This is a genomic window from Nocardioides panacisoli, assembly GCF_019448235.1.
Lineage (GTDB): Bacteria > Actinomycetota > Actinomycetes > Propionibacteriales > Nocardioidaceae > Nocardioides > Nocardioides panacisoli_A.
In genome coordinates, this window is sequence record NZ_CP080409.1 from 1,234,510 (window position 1) to 1,254,590 (window position 20,081).

Annotated in this window: 20 protein-coding genes and 1 pseudogene; 12 read left to right on the forward strand and 9 right to left on the reverse strand. The window is 65.8% G+C overall.

All coding sequences use genetic code 11. The features are described 5' to 3' along the window. The 5 genes from KUV85_RS06070 to nhaA all read right to left on the reverse strand — a co-directional run bounded on the left by KUV85_RS06070 (position 1) and on the right by nhaA (position 6,316). Positions 1-207 (reverse strand): hypothetical protein, encoded by a 207-nt coding sequence (locus tag KUV85_RS06070; protein ID WP_219962313.1) that lies wholly within the window; start codon positions 205-207, stop codon positions 1-3. A gap of 132 nt (positions 208-339) precedes the next feature. After that, complete coding sequence (gene mobF / locus KUV85_RS06075; protein WP_219962314.1) at positions 340-3,000, reverse strand: MobF family relaxase; 2,661 nt, start codon at positions 2,998-3,000, stop codon at positions 340-342. A 485-nt stretch (positions 3,001-3,485) separates the two neighbouring features. Further along, on the reverse strand, positions 3,486-4,196 hold the full coding sequence (locus KUV85_RS06080; protein WP_219962315.1) for a hypothetical protein: 711 nt from the start codon (positions 4,194-4,196) through the stop codon (positions 3,486-3,488). Continuing rightward, positions 4,196-4,786 (reverse strand): hypothetical protein, encoded by a 591-nt coding sequence (locus KUV85_RS06085; protein WP_219962316.1) that lies wholly within the window; start codon positions 4,784-4,786, stop codon positions 4,196-4,198. The genes KUV85_RS06080 and KUV85_RS06085 overlap by 1 nt, the downstream gene beginning before the upstream one ends. Positions 4,787-5,095: 309 nt before the next feature. After that, positions 5,096-6,316, reverse strand: a complete 1,221-nt coding sequence (nhaA, locus tag KUV85_RS06090; RefSeq protein WP_219962317.1) for a Na+/H+ antiporter NhaA — start codon at positions 6,314-6,316, stop codon at positions 5,096-5,098. Positions 6,317-6,624: 308 nt separating this feature from the next. Here nhaA and KUV85_RS06095 point away from each other — a divergent pair, with 308 nt between their 5' ends. From KUV85_RS06095 to KUV85_RS06115, 5 genes are all read left to right on the forward strand, one after another. Next, positions 6,625-6,948, forward strand: a complete 324-nt coding sequence (locus tag KUV85_RS06095) for a DUF2511 domain-containing protein (protein ID WP_219962318.1) — start codon at positions 6,625-6,627, stop codon at positions 6,946-6,948. Positions 6,949-7,240: 292 nt separating this feature from the next. Next, on the forward strand, positions 7,241-7,855 hold the full coding sequence (locus tag KUV85_RS06100; RefSeq protein ID WP_219962319.1) for a recombinase family protein: 615 nt from the start codon (positions 7,241-7,243) through the stop codon (positions 7,853-7,855). A 1,450-nt stretch (positions 7,856-9,305) separates the two neighbouring features. Next, positions 9,306-10,037 carry a hypothetical protein gene (locus KUV85_RS06105; protein WP_219962320.1) on the forward strand — a complete coding sequence of 244 codons (732 nt, stop codon included), beginning with the start codon at positions 9,306-9,308 and terminating at the stop codon, positions 10,035-10,037. A gap of 367 nt (positions 10,038-10,404) precedes the next feature. Next, positions 10,405-10,989, forward strand: coding sequence for a recombinase family protein (locus KUV85_RS06110; protein ID WP_425299385.1), 585 nt, complete (start codon positions 10,405-10,407; stop codon positions 10,987-10,989). Between the two features lie 182 nt (positions 10,990-11,171). Further along, positions 11,172-12,128: a matrixin family metalloprotease gene (locus KUV85_RS06115; RefSeq protein WP_219962322.1), complete on the forward strand. Its 957-nt coding sequence runs from the start codon at positions 11,172-11,174 to the stop codon at positions 12,126-12,128. 581 nt (positions 12,129-12,709) lie between these two features. On the opposite strand, the gene KUV85_RS17545 is transcribed toward KUV85_RS06115, so the two are convergent. Both KUV85_RS17545 and KUV85_RS17685 read right to left on the reverse strand, forming a co-directional pair. Next, positions 12,710-13,171, reverse strand: a complete 462-nt coding sequence (locus KUV85_RS17545; RefSeq protein ID WP_273544001.1) for a recombinase family protein — start codon at positions 13,169-13,171, stop codon at positions 12,710-12,712. Further along, positions 13,141-13,892 (reverse strand): annotated as a pseudogene (locus tag KUV85_RS17685) (protein adenylyltransferase SelO family protein). Before KUV85_RS17685 ends, KUV85_RS17545 begins: the two are co-directional and overlap by 31 nt. A gap of 472 nt (positions 13,893-14,364) precedes the next feature. Between KUV85_RS17685 and KUV85_RS06130 the strand changes: the two are divergent. Further along, complete coding sequence (locus KUV85_RS06130; protein ID WP_219962323.1) at positions 14,365-15,156, forward strand: abortive infection family protein; 792 nt, start codon at positions 14,365-14,367, stop codon at positions 15,154-15,156. A 76-nt stretch (positions 15,157-15,232) separates the two neighbouring features. Here KUV85_RS06130 and KUV85_RS06135 read toward each other — a convergent pair whose 3' ends face one another. Next, the gene (locus KUV85_RS06135; RefSeq protein ID WP_219962324.1) at positions 15,233-16,054 is read right to left on the reverse strand and encodes a hypothetical protein; all 822 of its coding nucleotides are present in this window, start codon (positions 16,052-16,054) and stop codon (positions 15,233-15,235) included. Between the two features lie 118 nt (positions 16,055-16,172). Here KUV85_RS06135 and KUV85_RS06140 point away from each other — a divergent pair, with 118 nt between their 5' ends. Together KUV85_RS06140 and KUV85_RS06145 are read left to right on the forward strand one after the other, a co-directional pair. After that, positions 16,173-16,493, forward strand: coding sequence for a nucleotidyltransferase family protein (locus KUV85_RS06140; protein WP_219962325.1), 321 nt, complete (start codon positions 16,173-16,175; stop codon positions 16,491-16,493). Next, positions 16,490-16,804, forward strand: a complete 315-nt coding sequence (locus KUV85_RS06145) for a DUF86 domain-containing protein (RefSeq protein WP_425299386.1) — start codon at positions 16,490-16,492, stop codon at positions 16,802-16,804. Before KUV85_RS06140 ends, KUV85_RS06145 begins: the two co-directional genes overlap by 4 nt. Positions 16,805-16,835: 31 nt before the next feature. Here the strand turns inward: KUV85_RS06145 and KUV85_RS06150 are convergent, their stop codons facing one another. Then, positions 16,836-17,930: a tyrosine-type recombinase/integrase gene (locus KUV85_RS06150; RefSeq protein ID WP_219962327.1), complete on the reverse strand. Its 1,095-nt coding sequence runs from the start codon at positions 17,928-17,930 to the stop codon at positions 16,836-16,838. Positions 17,931-18,269: 339 nt separating this feature from the next. Between KUV85_RS06150 and KUV85_RS06155 the strand changes: the two genes are divergently transcribed. From KUV85_RS06155 to KUV85_RS06170, 4 genes are all read left to right on the forward strand, one after another. Further along, the gene (locus tag KUV85_RS06155; RefSeq protein WP_219962328.1) at positions 18,270-18,575 is read left to right on the forward strand and encodes a hypothetical protein; all 306 of its coding nucleotides are present in this window, start codon (positions 18,270-18,272) and stop codon (positions 18,573-18,575) included. Continuing rightward, on the forward strand, positions 18,572-18,811 hold the full coding sequence (locus KUV85_RS06160; protein WP_219962329.1) for a hypothetical protein: 240 nt from the start codon (positions 18,572-18,574) through the stop codon (positions 18,809-18,811). The genes KUV85_RS06155 and KUV85_RS06160 overlap by 4 nt, the downstream gene beginning before the upstream one ends. Positions 18,812-18,875: 64 nt before the next feature. Then, complete coding sequence (locus KUV85_RS06165; protein WP_219962330.1) at positions 18,876-19,037, forward strand: hypothetical protein; 162 nt, start codon at positions 18,876-18,878, stop codon at positions 19,035-19,037. A gap of 457 nt (positions 19,038-19,494) precedes the next feature. Next, on the forward strand, positions 19,495-20,001 hold the full coding sequence (locus tag KUV85_RS06170; protein WP_219962331.1) for a DUF5994 family protein: 507 nt from the start codon (positions 19,495-19,497) through the stop codon (positions 19,999-20,001). The last annotated feature ends 80 nt before the right edge of the window (positions 20,002-20,081 follow it).

Below are 20,081 nucleotides of genomic sequence, written 5' to 3' on the forward strand. Positions count from 1 at the left end.
TCACTCACCAGCTCGGAAGAAGCGTCGCAGTTCGGCGACGGTGGTGTAGAGCCGGCCGGTGCCGTTGAAGCGCCACCAGCGTGGCCCCACGCCACGTCGTCTCCAGTCCCGCACCGTTCGGGGTCGGGTGCGGATGAAGTGGCAGAACTCCTCAAACAAGATGATGCCGTTGTCGTCCCACTCTTCGGGGATGGTGATGGGTGTCATCGCGACTACCTCTCGTCGGTGGCCACCGCCGGGTGCGTCGGCCCGTTGCTGGAGAGAAGCAACATCACGACGGGCATTTCGGACACGTACTGGGCACGTTTGTCGAGATCGCTTCGGATCTGACGGGTGAGGTCAGGGCGTGATCACGTTTGTCTTCGGTCCGGTGGGCGGCATCGGCGGTGGTTCGCGGCGCGGCTTGGGCTTGGTACGCAGCATGGCGGCCTGCAGGCCAACCGGCGACGGGGCGTTGGGCCCGTACTGTTCGATGTCGTCGGCGGCGCGTTCGGCGGCGTGGGCGGGTCCGAGGTCGGCGCGGTCGCGGCTGAACATCTCGACCCACTGTTGGCGGGCGTCGTCGTGGGTGTCGGCGACCAGGTGTGCGACGTTGTGGGTGCGTCCGCGGGTCAGCGCGACGTAGGCCGCGGCCGCGGTGGTGGCCTCGCCGACGGCGAAGTGGGCGGTGTCGACGGTCTCGCCCTGGGCGCCGTGGACGGTGGTGGTGTAGGCGAGCTCGACGTGCTGCTGGACGTAGGAGGCCGGCAGGCGTCGTACTCCGTTGGTGCCGTCGATGGTGAGTGCGCCGTCGGCCTCGACGGCGGTGACGGTCCAGGTGTCGCGGTTGGCCACGGCCAGGTCGCGGTCGTTGCGCCGCGTCGCGACCCGGTCACCTGCCCCGACCTGTTCACCGCGTGCGGTGGCCACACTCCGCTCACCGTTTCGCTCACCAAACCGCTCACCAGTTCGCTCACTAGTGCCGTTCCGGTGGTCGCGGATCGCGGCGTTGAGGTCGCTAACCTGCTCACGGGTGTCGGCAATGACCAACGCGTCGTCGGTCTGCGCCAGGGCCGCGGTGCGCTCCACCTCGGAGCCATGCACGACGACCTCACCACGCGCTACGAGTGCGTCGAAGACCTCACCAGATTGCTCACCAGCACGCATCAACAGACTCAACTCGGCGTACTCGACATCAGCGAACCGATGCACGCCGTCCAGGTCGAGACATGCATCGGGCGGTGTCCAGCGTGCCGCGAGGTCGAGGACACCGCCACGACCGACCGCCGGCAACTGATGCCGATCCCCCACCAGCGCCACTCTCGCGTGGGCGTGGTCGGCGATGGCGAGCAGGGCGCGGGCGGTGTCTTGGTCGAGCATCCCGGCCTCATCGACCAGCAGCACGTCGCCGGGCCGCAGCCGTGCACCAACGTCCGGCACCGCGTCGGTGTGGGACCAGTGGCCATCCTCGTCCCAACGATAGCCGTGCTGATGAACAAGCCACGCGGCCGAGAACGCGTGGGTGCCGACCTGCCGTCGAGCTGCTTGGGCCGCCTTGAGCGTCGGCGTTGCAACGACGAGTCGGTGGTCGTTGGTGGCCAGTGCTTGGCGTGCGGCGGCAAGGGTGGTGGTCTTCCCGGTCCCGGCAGCGCCCTCGACCACCAGCAGTCCAGCATCACCGGTGAGCGCTCGGACGACCCGCTGCTGGGCCGGGTCCAAATGGCCGAGCCCCCGATGCGCTGCCCCATCGATGACGGGTCGCGCTGCCCGCGTGACGATGCGGTCCACCAGATCCGACTCGACCGCGAGGACCCGTTCGGAGGTGAGGCTGCGGACGTGCTCCGGGACGTCCTCCCGCTCGAGCAGCGGTACGCACCGATCCATGGCGCGATGGGTCACGTCCTCGACCAGCTCCTGCCGGACTGGACGTTCGGTCACGACATCGGCGGAGGCGACGATCCGTTCGACCTCGCCACGGATGTCGGCGGCGTTCCATGCCGACCGGCGGGAACCGAGTCGAGTGAGCGCGAGGTCGGCGGCGGCGTCCCGGCTGAACAGTCCGATCGGCATCCCCGGCTGCAGTACGGGCAGATCGGGAGCCTCAAAGCCGAGCTCGTCCAGCTCGTGGTTCCAGGCCGCGACGAGGTCGGCACCATCCTTGGGCACGACCTTGTCGGGGCGCGCGTCTGCCCACGCTCGCCGGTCCCAGGCACGGCGGAGTCGTGGTCCGGGCTCCTCATCCGGATGCTCGGTGCGCCAGTCGGCCTCGTAGCGGTCGACGTGGCGTCCGATCTGTGCGGCACGCTGGCTGAACCCACCGGCAAACGGCGCGAGCTCGTGGACCTCACCATCTTCGTCGAGGGTGTACCCGTGTGCCGCGAGCGCTGCCCGGAACTGCGGGTCGCACATCACCGCCGCATGCCCGATCCCGTTCAGCGCCTCGATGCTGTCCACCACACCCACCGAATGCAGACCACGCCAGCGCCCCTGGGTGAACACGCGGGCGTTGATCTGGAGGTGGAGATGTCGGTGCGGGTCACCGGCACGGGAGGTGTAGTGCCGCACCACGGCCGCCTCCATCTCCTCCACCGGGACCTGCACCTGCCGACCCCGAGGACCGACACGTGTCGTGGCGTGCTCGGCCACCCATCCGATGATCTCCTCCGCCGCACGATCCTGCGCCGCGTCGTACGCCTCGGCAATGTCCGGATGAAGCGCCGCGACCAGGGACCAGGTCTTGGGCCCGTTGACCACCACCTCCACGAACCGCAGCGCCTGATCGTCCCTCCGTAGCCGGCCCTTGGCCGCACCGGTCGCAACGTCGTACCCAGCGACCCAGGACTCGTACGCCGGACCGTCGAGCTCACCGGCCTGGTGGACCGCCACTCCCGCATCGCTACGGGTAGCGACCTGGTGCGTGGCGAGTCCGGTGCCCTCGGCCAAGTAGTAGTCATCAGCGCGGGAGCGGTCGGCCTCGACATAGTTGCGCGCTGCAGCAGGATTGCCGCGGTAGAACTTCACCCCACCATGCACCGGCCACATCACCGCCCGTCACTACTCGTCAAAGACCCCTTGAAACGACGAACGGCCCGCCCAACCGGGCGGACCTTCTACGAACCTTCGTAGCATGCGTGCCGCCCGTTTGGTGAGCGATCAAGGCGCATTCGAGGCGCCTGTTTCAAGGGTCGTCAATGGACGTCACTCGAGCTGTCTGATCGAGCACGGAAGCAGCCCGACAGGCGTTCGGATGGCGATGCTGCGGGCGATCGTGGAGGGCGGTGTCGACGCGGGGACCGCAGCCAACTATCTACCGAAACGACGCGTCCCACAGCACGCCCCGGTCCCGGCACCATCACCCGGACAGGTCATACGGAACAACCACCGCCGAAGCGCCTCCCACCAGGCTCCGCCTACTCCGAGATTTTTTGGACGTTGGGGCTTCGGACACGGCGATGCTTCGTCGACGGTTCCCGAGGTCACCGGGGGAGGGTGCCGGGGTCGGTGGACTACCGGTCTGCGAGGTCCCGGGCCATCGCGAGGAACTCATCGAAGCCCTCGGACTCGATGTCGGCCATCCACGGTTCGGGTCTATCGCCATTGACGGCAAAGCTCGCGGCCGAGCCGGCGTCGTCGACCAAGCCCTGGCTGTTGACGATGCGGTAGGCCCCGCGCTCGTGCGCTGCACGGTCGGCTTCGCTCCAAACGTCTCGTGGGACGTCGCTGCCCCACCGGCGGAGCGCGAACCATGCCTGGTCGCCGACCATCTGTTCAGCGATGGCGTCGTAGTCGGCGGGATCGACCGGGCCGAACTCGAGCCGGAACGTGCCGTCTTCGGCGGACGCCAACTCGCCTCCCATGAACTCATCGATGCGGACCGTGTAGGAGACGTTGACGTAGGTCTCGACCGCATTGCCTTCGCGTTCCTCGCCCAGCACGATCGGTTCGACGTCCTCGACAGTGCCGAGGGCGGTTGCGTTTGCCTTGCCGATCATCCCGCGGAGGGAGTCGTAATGCTCGACCTCGTTGCCTGCCGTGCGGAATACGGTCCAAGGGCTCGTCACGCTCTCGCCATGTTCCCCCTCAGACGTGGTGGAGGTGCGAGACGGGGACGGCTCGCCGCCTGCGGATGGGGCGTCTGCCGTGGGTGCAGAGGTTCCGCAACCTGCCAACACAATGGCGGCCAGCGCGGCGCTGGCGGGCGTCCCGATGCTTCGCATCAGTACTCCTGGTTCAGGCGATTGACTTCGTTGCTGGAATATGTGTACGAGGTCGCGTTGTCCGGGGCGCCGGTATACATACAGGTGTTGCGGCCGGAAACATTCGGGTGTCGAAGGCCGACGGTGTGCCCCAGTTCGTGACACGCCAAGGCACGCTTGCCGTACCACGTCGAGAACCCGCCGTCGTAGGTGAGGTTGATGGTCAGCTTCTGCCCATAGCACCAGCGGTCCGGATGAGATCCCCCGGTCTGTGCCGAGTTCGGGCAGTTGACCCATCCGTAAAAGCCGTTGGCGATGTGCCAATCGCGGATGCGGACGTCATAGTTGCTGTTGCTGTCCACCCACTGCCACGTGAATCCAAATCTGGGAAATTGGTTGTCGAGAGCCCAGCTGATCATGTTGCCCGTCGCGCCAATGGTGTCGTGGAAGTCGACTCTATGGTGGGTGTTGTTGGCCAAGTTGACTTGGCAGTTGTATCCACCGCAGTTGTCGTTTGTTGTGGATCCGAAGGCTGAGTTCGCCGGTGCCGGACTCAAAAGCACACCAATGAGCGCGACGATGAGCCCAACGCGGAGCCGACGACCCCTCATGCTCTCGACGGTACGCGCGGCGCACCGCAGGGTCAACGCTCATGACCCGCCCCTCGGTCCGTGCCACGCGTACCGCGCTCGCGATGGGGGTCGGGAACCGTACAGCACTTTGTTCCCCAGCGCATCCGTCGTGTCATCGGTTAGCGACCGAGCATCAAACCGTTGTTGATGTCAGGAGATGTCCCGATTGTCGATCGGCTCTCGGGACAGCCGCAGATGACCCTGAGCTGCGGACGCTCGGATCGCGGCTGCTGCTCCGGATGGACCGCGCGCACGGATGCCTGCGTGAGCGCCGGGCTGCGATGAGCGTCATGACTTCGAAGTCGCTCGCCCGACCTTGTCCGCGCTCGGCGGCTGACCACCGGCGGCCATCATCAACACTGAACCGATGAGGGCGGCGAGCAAGGAACCGGCGAAGATGCCGATCTTGGCGGCTTCGGTCAGTGCTGGGTCGTCGTAGGCGAGGTCAGCGATGAACAGCGACACGGTGAACCCGATGCCTGCTAACGCCGCGACCGAGCCCACGTGCAGCGCTCCGACGCCCTGAGGAAGTCTCCCGAGTCCGGTGCGAACGGCCAGCCATACAGCGGCACTGATGCCGACGATCTTTCCGACCACCAGTCCGGCGGCGATGGCCCAGGGCAGGGCTGAACGTGCGGCTTCACCCAGCACACCGCCGCCGAAGGACACGCCTGCGTTGGCGAGTGCGAACAACGGCACCACCACGAAGGCCGACCACGGGTGCAGATGGTGCTCCAGTGTCGCCAGAACGTTGCGACCGCCCACCTGTCCCGCCGGGGTCAGCAGTCCCAGCGCCACCCCGGCGATAGTGGCGTGGACCCCCGACTCCAAAGTGGCGACCCAAACGCCGATGCCCACGACGACGTAGGGCCACATGGCGGTGACGCCGAGCCTGCGCAACAGCACCACAAGCGCAAGTCCGGCGACGGCGCTACCAAGCCAGGCCAATGACACCGAGTCGGTGTAGAACAACGCAATCACGGTAATCGCGATGATGTCGTCCACGATGGCTGCCGACAGCAGGAGCAACTTCGCGCCCGCCGGAACCCGGTCGCCTAGAAGCGCGAGCACCCCGACGGCGAAGGCAATGTCGGTTGCCATCGGGATTCCCCACCCGGCACCCGCGTCGCCGCTCGTAAGGGCCACGAACATCAACGCCGGTACGACAACCCCACCCACGGCTGCCGCCGCAGGCAGCGCGGCCGCACGTGGGTCGTGTAGTTCCCCGATGGCCAACTCGCGTTTGATCTCAAGGCCCACCACGAAGAAGAAGATGACCATCAGGCCGTCGTTGACCCAGTGCTGCAGGTCTTCGGTTATCGCGGCGGGACCCCAACCGAGAGTGAGGTACTGCCCCCAGAGCTGCGTGTAGGACTCGGATACGGGAGTGTTGGCCCAGATCACGGCGATGAGCGCGGCGACCACGAGTGCGATCCCGCCAGCAGCTTCGTCGTGGAGGAAGTCCTGCAGGGCGCTGAAGGCACGCTTGGGGGCTCGTTGGTTGGACATTCAGAGTCCTTCCGTCGCCGTGGTGCGGTCGGGGCGTCGGGCCGCCTTCAGTCTCGCAGAGGCCGTAGCGCAGCCCAGGGTCTGTGCGTACGTCCGCACACCGCCCGGCATGATGGGATGTCTCGCCCCAGTGGCGGACGTCCGGATGAACGATCCCGTTCCGGGTCGCCCCGAGGTGGTGCGGGGCTTACGCCTTGTTACGGATCGTCGATCCGTAAACACCGTGACCATCTCGCCGAGCCGAGCCTCTCGCTGGCTTGCGCGAGGTGAGGAAGTGGGCGCTGGTGCCGGGCCGTACAGTGCGGCTCGTGCATCGAGTGCCCCTGCTGATGGCCGCCGTGTTCATGACGTTCGCGTGCTCGCCAGACAAGGGCTTCGGGGAATCGCGGGAGGTTGAGGCCGAGGACTACGGCTCGGACTGGCCGCTCACCGTCGAGTCGGCGATCCTGAGCTGCAGCCCTGAGGGCGACCTGTTCGTCCAGATCAACGGACGAGCCTTCGGCCTGAACACCGCGACCGTGGAGGACGCCGATCCCGGTTTCCGTCGTGTTTGGGCTGCGAACCCGGGCAATGGCGGCGAGCGGATGGATCTCGTCCCACTCATTGAGGACGCTCGCGAACTCTGCGAGTGATGACGCCCGGACCTGCTCCGGTTCGTGCGTCTTTCCATTGCAGTCAACGGCGGAGCGTGCCCGCTGTTGGTTCCGGTTGCGGGTCGCCTCGGAGGTGGCCCCCCGGGGGGGGGTACGCCTTGTTACGGATCGTCGATTCGTAAAGACCGTGAGCATCTCGCCCAGCGGAGCCTCTCGCTGGCCTTGCGCGAGGTGAGGAAGTGGGCGCTGGCTGGTCACGTCGGGCTCCTGCCCGATGCCTGAGCCGCCCGCACCCGGCGCGAGGCCGGGCCCATCCCTTGGGAGACGCGCCATGAGCGCACTACTTGTCGGGTACGCCCGATGCTCCACTGATCAGCAAGACCTCACCGCGCAACGCGACGCGCTGCGCGGCCTCGGCGTCGAGGCCGAACGCATCTATGTCGACCACGGCTTGACCGGCACCAACCGCGAACGCCCAGGGCTTCGTGAGGCCCTGGCCGCGTGTCGCGCCGGCGACACCCTGGTCGTCACCAAGCTCGACCGGCTGGCCCGGTCCCTGCCAGATGCGCGGGCGATCGCCGACGAGCTCACCACCAGGGAGATCAGCCTCTCCCTCGGCGGGTCGGTCTACGACCCGACTGATGCCGTTGGGCGGCTGCTGTTCAACGTGCTGGCCATGGTCGCGGAGTTCGAGTCCGACCTGATCCGGCTGCGGACCGTCGAGGGCATGAAGGTCGCCAAGGCCAAGGGTCGGCTCAAGGGAAAGCAGCCCAAGCTCAGCCGGAGGCAGGAAGCGCACCTTGTCTCACTCGTCCACAGCGGGCAGTACAGCACCCTCGAGATCGCCGAGCTGTTCGGCGTCGGCCGCTCCACCGTCTACCGCGCCATCCAGCGCCAACGTCTGGCCGCGAAAGCCGAAGTCGCGGACACCGCGCTACGTCGCTGATCGCGGATCTCGCCGGCGTCCCGCAACCGACACCTCTGCGGGACGGCGGCAGATCATGCCGCCACAAGAGCCGACCGCTCGGTCCAGCTCGCCGATTGCGGTTCCTCTTGCGCGACATCGACTCGGCTTGTCGACACGGTTTCCGGTTTCGCTCGGCGGGATCGACTGGGATGTGGTTCCTCCAGAACGCCGAAACCCACGGCGGGCCGCAACTCCACGCGCATTGTTGTTTCCAAGGTTCCGCTCGGTTGCGACTTAGCGGCCACAAGCGGCCTACGGTTCAGGAGTTTGAATTCCCCAACGTTGGCGAACCGGTGGCGCCCGAGTCGGAAGTATGGTCTGGTATAAGCGAGCGTAACAACGAGTGCCGTGGTTCCCGTGTGATGCCGATGCCTGGCTGAGATGTGGACTAAAGCAGATACCGAGGGGGCGGGTTGGTGAGAGGTCATTCTCGACGAACGCGGGTTTCCGTCGAAGCTGGTGTCGAGTTCTCGTCAGCAGAACGCTTGAGTTTCGGCTCTCAAGCTGCCGGGCGCCTGGAACGTGCGACGCGCCGAGTTAGGCCGCGATTGATGGGCGCGAGCCTTGTCTTGTCGCTGATGGTTGTCGCAGGATGGGCTGCCCCGGCCACCGCAGGGCAGGGTGGGAACAACAGTGACGGTTGGTACACGTCCTTCGTCGGGCATTGGTCGGATGCGAAGCAGTACATGAAGTGGAACGTGAACCAACACAAGATCCGAATCTGGGTCAGATTTGGTGGACCCTCAGGCGGTACGGGAAACCGATGCACAGACGCCGTTGTCGACTGGAACACCAACGGTACGGGCCACTACGACGCACGTGTCGTGCGCAACTGCAATCCAGGGGGATTCATCGAGACGGATCCAGGCGGAGATGGATTCTGGCAAGATCCGGCCGATTTCGATGAGGCTGACGTTAGGCGCGTCCAACGGGTGGGATCCTACGACTTCACCGACCACGACCTGAGTCACATCAGGAACGACAAGAATCGCTATGGGGGCCCGCCGGATCGCGCGCTTCCAAGTTCCAGTTGGTCCCAACGGATCCGAACGCTCTACGACAACGGCACCGTCTTCAGCCATTACCACGGCCCGGTCCGGTGCGCGGGTCGCCAGAGTTGGCAAGGCTACCCCGGAAGCAGCGGAGGGTTCTGTTACTGATGTCTACGACACGCAGGCTGCCTGCAGGCGCGGCCGTCGGAGCAGCGGCACTTGGCGTCGCGAGCGTGATCGCGATTGCGACAGTCATGGTATCCGCGGGAACAGACGGGTCGAACAGGGACGCCGCCGCCCCGAGCTCGACCCAACGGGTCTTCGCAGCTCCTTCGCCCGCGGCCGACAAGGACCTGGAACCGTGGGCAGTCCGAGCCGATGACGTCTACTCGTCCTGGGCAGGGACGTACCAAGAACGCCAAGCTGCGGAGGCACTCGTGGCCCACGCGCTCAACGGCGACTTCGACGAGTGCATGAGCGGCCTTGGCTTCTCTCGGCCGTGGCAGGACTCGATCTTCCCTGTGGGCGGCTACGATCACCCGCTGTCCTACACCCTCTGGGCCGCACGAAATCTCGATGGCTACTACCGGCAGATGCGCATCGAGGAAGCTCAAGGCTGGCGCATCGAACAACGTCTCAACACGGTCGAAGCTACCGGAGACGAAGCCGACGCCGAGAGCACCTGCCGCGACCAAAACCCTGCGGTCGATGAGGAACGCACACGAGCGATACGCACCCCAAAGGTCGTTGAGGAACTCCGGAACGCGTGGTCCGAAGCCATGGCACAAGTGTTCCTTGCCGGCGCCCCCTACGCGGACTACGAGCGGTGCATCACACAAACCGGAGTACTGGAACGACTCGGTGCGAACACCTCGGAGGAAGCGCGAACCATGTTGGCCACCTCGGTACCGCCCGACCTCGTTGCATTGGACGGGGACCCGGCGACCCCGGAGTGGGAAGAGTACCTAGAGCAGGAGTCCGAGTTCGTCGGCGCCGACTGGGAGTGTCGGCGAGACATCCGCGCCGGACTGGGCGATGACGTCGAGGACGCACTCGACGCGTTCGAGGCCGATAACGCAGACCGGATAGACACTGCACGGAACCACTGGATGGGGATCTGGCAGGACGCCACCGCACTGGGCTGGAGCCCCAGCGACCCGGGCAGTTGACAACTGCGACCCCATAGGCAGTCGAGGACTACAGAGCGGCCGACCAGACCAAGGTATCGAAAATGGAATCGGCGGCAGCCGCGAGCGAGGCATCCCAACCCAACCACGGTGAAGTCGGCGAGCTGAGGTCCAACCCGCGGCGCTGCTCATCGAACACTCAGAGAACCCTATGGCACGCTCCCGCGTGCCCATCCTCATCCGAAGCCCGGACGGCCATGTGCAGAGGACTTCGGGCACTCGTGCAGTCGACTTCGAACATTGACAGCCCGACAGCTATCCAGGCGGGACACCTCGTCTTGCGAAGTCGTCTCGACGGCGCGTGTCTCAATGCTCGACCTGGCTGGGGGTTGATGAAACGCTATGACCCATGCGGCTACTGGGATACACCAGGGTGAGCACTGCCGCGCAGGATGCGCAGCTCCAGGTGGATGCGCTCGTTGGTGCCGGGGTTGAGCGCCGGGACGTGTTCTCGGATGTGACCTCGGGCAGCCGGTCCGCGGTCGAACGGCCGGGGATGAAGCTTTTGCTGGCCTACGTCGAGTCCGGAGACACCGTGGTGGTCTGGCGGATCGACCGGCTCGGCCGGTCGCTGGTCGACGTGCTCGACACCGTGAACCTGTTGCGCGAACGGGAGGTCAAGGTCCGGTCGGTCTCGGACGGGATCGACCCCGAGACCGCGTCGGGCCGGATGATGCTCGGCATGTTGGCCACGCTGGCCGAGTACGAGCGTGAGTTGATCACCGAGCGGATCAACGCCGGCATCGTCGCCGCGAAGGCGAGCGGGACCCGGTTCGGTCGACCGCCGGTGGACCCGGCCGAGGTCGAAGAGAAGCTCGCCATCGCGCGCGATGCTCGCGCGAAGGGACGCACTGCAACCGAGGCGGCCCGCTTGGTCGGGTGGTCCAGGGCGACGTTGTACCGCCATGAGAAGGTGGCTTCCGAGCGTCGCTGAGTGTTGGGTCGATGCCCCGGAGTGTCGTCGAAAGTGTCCGTGGACCCGTTTGCGGCGATTCGAGCCCGGGCGGCGCTCAACGGCTATAGCATCCGCTCATAAAAACTCTCGGGATGAGGCGGGTCCTTCCAGTCTCCGCCATTGCCTTGGTCCTGCCGCTCGCGTTCGCAGCTTGGACTCCCGTGTCTGGTCCGGCGGTTGCTGCTGGCTGTCAGCTGCCAGCCGGGGACCTCACGATCGGGGATCTGCCGGAAGGCGCATCGGCTGTGGACTGTGATGCCATCGGTCGCGATGTACGTGCCGGCGGACTCGAGCTGGAGATCCCCGAGCCCGGGATGCGGGTCATGCTGGAGCACGTCTACCCGTCGGGAGCGGTGATCCTCGAGATCGCCGTCGATGAGGAAGGCATCGTCTCCTACGAAACTGAGTCGATGCTCGACGGGGCGGTGGAGGAGGACGAGGCCTCCGTCTCGGCCTCCGCGTCTGGGCCGTCCGAGTGTCGGCAGGACAACTGGAACATCCGCAATGAACGGCACAACAACCGCTGGACGTGGTACATCGGCGACGGCAGCTATCCAGCTGCGCTTGGATACTCCGCGTTCCGGCAGATCGCGCAACAGACCATCGGGAGGATCAAGAGCGCGCACAACGACTGCGGGTTCAGCGACAAGATCAGCCAGCTGCAAACGACGTTCGGCGGCAAGACCTCCTATGAGTCCGACTTCAAGATCGAGAACGGTGTCAGCAAGTGCGCGAGCCGCGACGGTCGCAGTACGCTCGACGCCGGCAACCTCGACAAGAGCGGTAACCCGCCCTTGGCAGCCGAGTGCACGTGGACGACCAACAGTGGCTCCCGCCGCGACATCGTTGAGTCCGACGTACGTTTCAACATCCGCGACTTCGACTTCACCACGACACCATGGAACTGCTCGGGCAAGTGGGACGTCAGATCAGTGCTGATGCACGAGTTCGGACACTCGGTCGGTCTCGGACACGTCTCCGAAAGTAGGTACCCGAGGATGACGATGAGCCCCGGAATCGCCAAGTGCAGCGGCTCGGCAAGGACACTCGGAAAGGGCGACATCCATGGCCTCCAGCTCCTCTACTGCCTCAACCAGAACTGCCACCGGATCAGCTAGATCAGCGCAGCTGCGACGGTGGTGGAGCCGTTCCTTCGCGCTTGCCCTCGTCGGCCTACTAGCGGCCTGTGGGACCGATTCGTCGTCCTCTGCTGGCGGTGGTGAGGACCTCACCGGCGCCGAGGGGGCAAGTTGCCCTGCGGAGCTTGTGTTTGAGGGCAGGACCTACCAGGAAACACCGCACGTGAAGCAACTCCCCAGGACTCAGCGACTCGGTGAGGCGCGGTTCACGAGCTGCATTGACAGCGACGACGTTGTGCCCGCCTGGGCGCTCCCCGGCACCGATGCGGCCACGGCATTCGTAGCGGAGCTCGGCAGCGAGGCCTTCCTCTACGTCGAGGAATCTCAGGACCCCTGTAGCGTGGCCCAGGCACGCTGCGCGGACGAGTGAACCGCAAACGAGTTGGCGGCCAGCCGGTGCTTCTTCGGGCCGGGCCGTCGAGGAGCGGGGCTGCTCCCACCGCTGCTGGGCGTTGACGATGGTGGAGGCGCCGAGACGCTGAGCCTTTGTTCAGTGTCTTTAGAACTAGGGGTGCCGGTATGGACGCTGTCACCAGCCGCCAACGAGCCAGGACCGTCGGCTACCCGTGTTGGCTGTCGAGGTGTCGGTAGATGGTGGGCCTGCTGACGCCGAACTCGTCGGCGACCTGCTGCACGGTGTAGCGCCGTTTTCCATCGGCGCCGGTCTCCTCGTACATCTGGCGCGCCAGCTTCACCTGGCGGGGCCCGAGCTTCGGCTTCTGGCCACCGGTGCGGCCGCGTGCTCGGGCGGCCGCGAGGCCGTCCCGCGTTCGTTCGGACATCAGGGCGTGCTCAAACTCAGCGATGGCGCCGAGGATCTGGAAGAACATCTTTCCGGCGGCGGTGGAGGTGTCGACGCCCTGGTCGAGCACCACCAGGTCCACCCCCTTGGTCTCCAGGTGCTTGGACAGCTCGATCAAGTTCTCCAGGTCGATGAACGCACAGGGGCCGTAGTCGATGGTCTCCCCGGAGATCGTCATGTTGTCGGTATTCATGACTCCATGCACGAAGCCGAGCAGCATCCACCGGGCGACCAGTGACGCCTGGGCGGCGATGACGGCCTCGAACAGCGCCCGGTAGGACGGTCGGACCCGGCTGCGGCCGGGTAGTGGCGCGCGATCGCGTGGTCGGCCAGCCGGCGCAGCAGATCAACGTCGCCGTTGGCGCGCGCGAACTGGAAGCTGCGCACCCGCAGGTGGCTGCTGGCCACGCGGCTGAGCACCGCCCCGGGCAGGGCAGTCTCGCGGAAGACCCGTTGGCCGGTCGCCACCACCGCCAGCGACCGGGTGGTGGGCACGCCGAGGGCGTGCATCGCCTCACTCACGACGTACTCACGCAGCATCGGGCCGACCGCGGCCAGCCCGTCCCCGCCGCGGGCGAACGGCGTCCGGCCTGAGCCCTTCAGGTGCAGGTCCGCTGCCGGCCCTCGACATCGGTGACCTCGCCGAGGAGAAGGGCACGGCCATCACCCAGGCGCGGGACGTAGCCGCCGAACTGGTGGCCGGCATAGGCCTGCGCCACCGGAGTGGCGCCGTCGGGCACCCCGCCGCCGACCAGGAGCCGGACGCCCTCGGGCTCCCGCAGCCACGCCGGGTCGAGCCCGAGGTCAACGGCCAGCAGCTCGTTGAGCACCAGCACGCGCGGGTCGGGGAACTCCTCGGCCTGCCAGCCGACGGCCAACTCCGGCAGCTCGCCTGCGAAGCGATTGCCGAGGGTGATGCTCGAGGTCAGTGCGACGCTCATACCTCCACGCCACGGCCCCTCACCACGCCACCCCTCCCTGCCATCGGGGACGGGTGGAGGTCTGATGGCCCATCCCAGCTTCGAGTCCGATCACGACGACCCGCGGTCAGTCCGCGTGACCTGGCCGGCGAGCTCTCGAAGAGCGCCGAGTTCGTGCCAATTACCCTCCTGGCCGGGCCCACTCCGAACGTGTCCGGCCAAGTAGTTCGCCGATGGGATGGGTCCGTCTCTGGTCTGCGAGGCCGAAGGCATCCCGCCCGACGATCCGGTCGCCGACGGGCTTACAAGCCAGACCGTTCCGGGCGTCCCACGCACATGGCCGTCCGTGTCGGCCTCGATCACCGCATACCGGTCGTGGCCCGGGCGTGGATCTGGGTTGCTCAGCACCAAACGGTCCGCTATCCATCGTCGACGCCAGTAGCGGGGTCTTGATCTGGCCTCTGGAGTCGGACTGAACCTGGAGAATGGGCGCATGCCTCCTCCGAAGACGGCCGAGCTTCCGTACAAGATCATCAAACTTGCGACTGACCTGTTTGCGCGCGAGACGGGCTTTAGCGGCCCGGAACTCCACGAACTCTTCGCCGATTACACCGACGCGCTCGGGCCCTATCAGGGCTGGGGCGGCGGCAGTCCATCTCGGTGGCAGATCTTCCAAGATGGCCTCAAGTCGATGCCTCTTGAGCAACAAAAGGCATTCCTGTTCGAACTATGCGAGTACGAGGGCAGGGTCGCACACGGTATGCCCACTGAGGACGAACTTGCGAAGCTACGCTCCCTGCTCCTCTCCGAGGGAGCGCTTGGCGCTGATGCGGCAAGCGCAGCCTTGGTGAGATTGGAGAACTGGCAGGCGGTCGCCAAGTCCTGGAACGCTGCATTGAACAAAGTGACCACCGATCCCGACGGAGCGATCACCGCCACGCGAACAACTCTTGAGAGCGTCTGTAAGCACATCTGTGACGAGCGCGCTGTGGACTATGACGACAGTTGGGACCTCTCCAGGCTCTACAAGACGGCGTCGGCAGCCATGGAGGTATCTCCTGACCAGCACACCGAGCAGATCATCAAGCAGATACTCAGCGGTGCGGCGACACTTGTGGGCGGTTTGGCAGCAATGCGGAACGCGCTCAGCGACGCTCACGGGCGGGGAAAGCGTTCGGTCGGCCCGGCACCACGACACGCCAAGTTAGCCGTCAACACGGGGTTCGCAATCGCCGGATTCCTCATCGATACCCACGTCGAGAAGCCGGATCACACAAGACCTTGAACGCAGGTCTCGGTAGACGATCCCCTTGCGGAACGCGCGGAGATGCCGATGAGCGCGCGCAAGGGTTGGGCTCGGTCTATGGTCGGCTTCTCGCCTGACGCTTCTTGGAGCGTGCCTGTACGAGTGTCGAGAGTTCATTCTGCGACGCAATGCTTATGTGCTCGTCTAAGAAACTGAGCAGCCGGATCGGTCTCCCGGCAGTCGCAGCCGCGTACACCTTGTGGTGACCGTCGAGCAGGAAGTGGCTGAGCACCCAGTGCTCGTAGTAGTCATCGCCTTCGTCCATGGCGGGCTGGATTACGTCGAGGAGCGAGTACGCAACAGCGGTCGCTGGCGTCGTTCCAGGATTGTCGCTGTACTCATCGACGCGTTGTTGGTCATTCCAGGCGGGCGGAACCATCGGCACGACGAACTCGTATAGGTGCTGCTCCTGCCCGAGCGGAGTCTCGAAGGTTCGGTAGTAGGGCGTGGCCGGGTTCTCGGGTGAACCGACGACGGGGTCCACGCCCCAGGTGGCGACCTGCTCGTGACTGAAGTAGTCGGACGTGCTCCCGGGCGTCACCAGTTGGGGGGATAGATCCAGCAAGAGCGCCGTGTAGTCCGACTTGGGCAGAACCCTCCCGAAGGCTCGCAAGATCTCAGCGTCAATCGCATCGAGGCCGACATTGAGGCGCTCGTTCGCAACGCTGAGGTCCGCGACTTCGGGCTCGTTCAACTTATTGAAGAGTGCGGGGCAGGTCCCGCACCACAGGCCCAGCTCGAAGACAGGTACTCCCCGAAGCATCAGCCGCCGTGGCGGGAACGCGGTGCCCGGGGGAGGCTTCGGAGTCGGCACGGCGATAAGCGCGCGCTTCTCTCGCACGCCCAGCAGGACGCTTCGCTGCATATCAATGACCACAGCCATGACCGTACGCGCGACTCAGGGCAACTGGAGCACGATCCCGCACTGGGTCGCCCTGTGAGCCCATCCGTTGTGGCACGCCACATTCAGACGCCCATCTCGCTACGCTTGGGTCATGAGCGAACCGACTGACCACGCTTTGCGGCTTCGCGCTGCGCTGGACCAGCAGCGCAGTGGGCTGACTGAGGTGTTGGACCGGTTCAGTGCGGCGAACCCGAGGTTGTTCGGGTCGGTGGCTCGCGGTGACGCCCGAGAGGGCAGTGATCTGGACCTCCTCGTCGACCTGGCACCGGGCGCGGGCAACGATCTGCTCCGCCTAGCAGGGCTGAGCGAGGAGCTGAGCGAGCTTCTCGGCACTCAGGTCGACGTCGTGGCCGCGCCGCTCCTGCGCGATGAGGTCTCCGCTACTGCACTCAAGGACGCGGTGGCTGTGTGAGTCGCTCGGAAGCGGAGCGGTTGGCAGACATCCGCGGTGCGATCTCGAGATGCATCGCATACCGCGACCATCTCGATTCGGCAGAGTTGGGGCCGATGGCTTACGACGCCGTGCTCCGCAACCTCGCGGTGATCGGCGAGGCGGTCAAGGCTCTGCCCGATGACTTCAAGCACGAGCGCGCGAGCATCCCTTGGACCTCGATCGCAGGCCTGCGCAACGCCGTTGTCCACGAGTACTTCCGGGTCAACCCGGAACTTGTCAGGGACATCGTCGACAACCAGCTGGCCGCCCTGCTGACCGAGTTGGACTGATCTCGGCACACATCCACTTGACGGTGGGCGCCTACTCCCCCGCCAATGCAGACAGCGCTTCCGCGATCGCCTTGTCGCGATCTTGCGCGGCATGCTGATATCGGAGCGCCGCGCCGGCCGTGGAGTGTCCGAGCCTCGACATGAGCTCGGCCAGTGTCGCTCCGGTGGACGCGGCGAGTACCGCGCCGGTGTGCCGGAGGTCGTGGAACCTCAAGTCGGGCCTACCGGCGGCGTCGCGGGCCTTGTAGAACACGCGGTAGAGGGTCGCTGGGGCCAGATGCTTGCCCGGGTCGCCGGCCGCAGGGAACAGGAGCCCGTCACGGCCACCGGTGATGTCGCTTGCCAGGTGTTCCTTCGCGACAGGCAGTAGGTGCGGTGGGATCGCCACGTCGCGTGTTCCGGCGTCGGACTTCGGGGTTCCGACGATGAACTCACCCTTCACGCGGACGACGGCGCGGCGGACCCTCACCACGCCGTTGGCCAGATCCAGGTCCTTGCGGCGCAGCTCAGAAAGCTCCCCGAACCGGAGGCCGCACCAAGCTGCCAGCAGAACCATGAGTCGGTACCGCTGCGGCATCGCCTCGGTGAGCGTTGCCAACTCCTCGAGGGAGGCGGGCTCGATCTGCTTCACGCGCTTGGTGTTGCCCGCGCCCCGGATGTGGCACGGGTTGTACTCGATCAACCGACGTTGCACCGCGTCTCCGAGGATCGTCCGCAGCAGTCCGTAGGCATGCGCTCGGGCGGTCGGCGTGCCGTCCCCCATCCGGTAGTGCCAGTCGTCGACCAGGTCTGCGGTGATGTGCTTCAACGGCACACCGGCGAACGTGGGCAGGATGTGACGGTCGAGGATCCCCCGGTAGTGGTATCGGCTCCGCGGCTTCAACGGCCTGTTGGTCAACCAACGTTCCGCGTGCTCCCCGAACGTGATCGGCTTCTGCTTGGTCGGTGGACTCCACTCATCGCCGTTGATCTCTGCGCGCCGGGCGGCCAGCCATGCCTCCGCGTCCTCCCGTGCCTGGAAGGTCCGTGGGGCCTTGTGGCGCACCATGTCAGGACCGGTGTAGCTGGCTTGGAACCGCTTGCTGGGGAGCTTGCGGATCGCTCCGAAGCCGCGCCTGCTCGCCACTTCCTGACCTCCGATTCCGTGCAACAACGTGCAACTAGAGTGTCAGAATCTGTCCATGTGCGTCTAGGTGGACGAGCGATACAAAATAGCGTTTACGCAGGTCAGGACACATTTGTCCAGCAATGTCCAGTATCGCCCGAACCGTCTCGGTAGATTTCAAACCCAGTATCGCCCACAGTTAGGAAACCGCCCCTGACCTGCGGAAACGCAGGAATCAGGGGCGGTTCTGTTTGGCTGCGTGTCGGCCACGTGTCCGATGGTCCGCCCCTCTCACCCGATTGAGAGGACTCGGCATGACCCAAGAAGTTCAGTCGGAGGGCCCAGGGCAGCCTCGCCGGCATGACTACAGCAACCGACACTCCCCTGCACCTCGAATGTCCGGCCTGGTGCGTCGATACCAGCGAGGTGAACCGCGATCACGGCGACTGGGAAGCCGCCGACGGCGAGGCCGGCCCAACGCTAGAACGCAGCCACATCGGTCCCCGCTTTGGCCAACTCGGCTGCTTTGGGGCAACCGACGCCGTCACGGGTGAGGTCACGACCTGGATGGATGCGGCGCAGCTCTCTCCTACGCTCGTGGGCGTTCGCGCTCTTGCCGAAGACGCGCAGCGGGCAGCCGAGTGGCTGGAGGCGATCCAGCGATGATCGACCGCGGAGTGAGTGCAGGCTGGCTTGTGGCCTGTTCCCTGTGGGTCACGGTTGCGACCGTGATGCCCCTCGGCTGGGTGCTCGGCATTGACCCCTTCGGCCAGGTCGCTGTCGCTGTTGCCGCGGCGGCAGCAACAGCGCGCCACTATCTCGTGGAACAGAACCGCCACATCCGTCAAGCGTTCGAGCTTGGCCGCGAGAGTGCCACGCCGATGCGGCAGGCTCAGCGATGAGCGCGCGCCCTACGTCGTTGCCACCACGACTCGCCCGGAGATCGTCTGCCCGGAGTGGTGCACGGTGTACAAGGATGAGCACATCGCCGATCTGGGGAACCAGGAGGGCTTCGTCATCCACGCCAGCGACCCGGCTGAGCTCGTGTACGTCATGGCCGTTATGACGCCGGACGGCATGCCCGCCCCAGACGAAGAGGCCACCGTTGAGTACGACGGCCGCGACTGACGACCACTCGGACGCCGGAGCTGGCTGCGGCGCTGCTCAAGGCAGCGGACACGCTGGAGAGGACGGCCACACGCGGCCCGTGACACCTCGTCCTCTCGTGCCTAATGTCAATCCTTGGAAGCCACTCGCCTCGCACCCCCCAGAGGTGGGTGGCTTTCCTTGCGCACCGAGCATGAGTCATTCGCCGAACAGCCTCCGCGACAGCCCGGAGAGCTGATCAGTTCTCCCCGGGCCACCCCCAGGCTTGATCGTCGCACGCATATGGCCCGCTGCGGCGTGTCGCACCCGGGGACCATTCTCTGACTAACCTCCCACCGTCTCCTTGAGCACCACGCGCAAGCCGGCCCGGACGGTTCGCGATTGCCGCCGAATCGAATGCCGGGAGTAGGATGTAGATCAATCGCGCCGTAGGGCTGCATTCGTCGAATGCCCCGGATGGCAAGGAAGGGCAGGCGTCGTGCAGACGTCCCCGAACATCTCGAGCAGCAGCGCAGGCCACCCTCGCATCCCCCTGAGACTGGCTCTCAAATCATCGGGGCGATCGTCCCTGGTCGACGGGGCCTGGTGGCCACAGTCCGCGGACCTGGAGAGCGAATCGGCCGACCTCGTTGATGGTTTTCCGCCTGACACCGGCCGAGTGTCCCGCTTGTTGTACTCACGCCCGGACTGGACGGGTCCTGGCGGTCTTCGCCGAGTACGCGTCAGCCGCGGGACCGTGAAGATTGGTTCGTTCCCGAGCGACGACACGCATCTGATGGTGGTCCGACTGCAATCGGGGGACCGTCTCCGCCTGGCGGTCATCCCCTGGGACTGTCCCCGCCAGAAGGCTGAGCAGATACTGAAGCGGGCTTCCGACGACGGTGACGATGCCTCAGCCGCCGACCTGCTCGGCATTGCCCATCCGCGACAGGAGACGGTCGGCGAGGAAGTATGGGACGACGACAGCGGCAGCCATCCTCTGTGACGCCACGTCGCGGCCTCCTCTCGTTGCGCTGCAACGGGAGACGGTCGTTCGTGCTGTCAGGTGTCGCCCGCCGCGCGCGC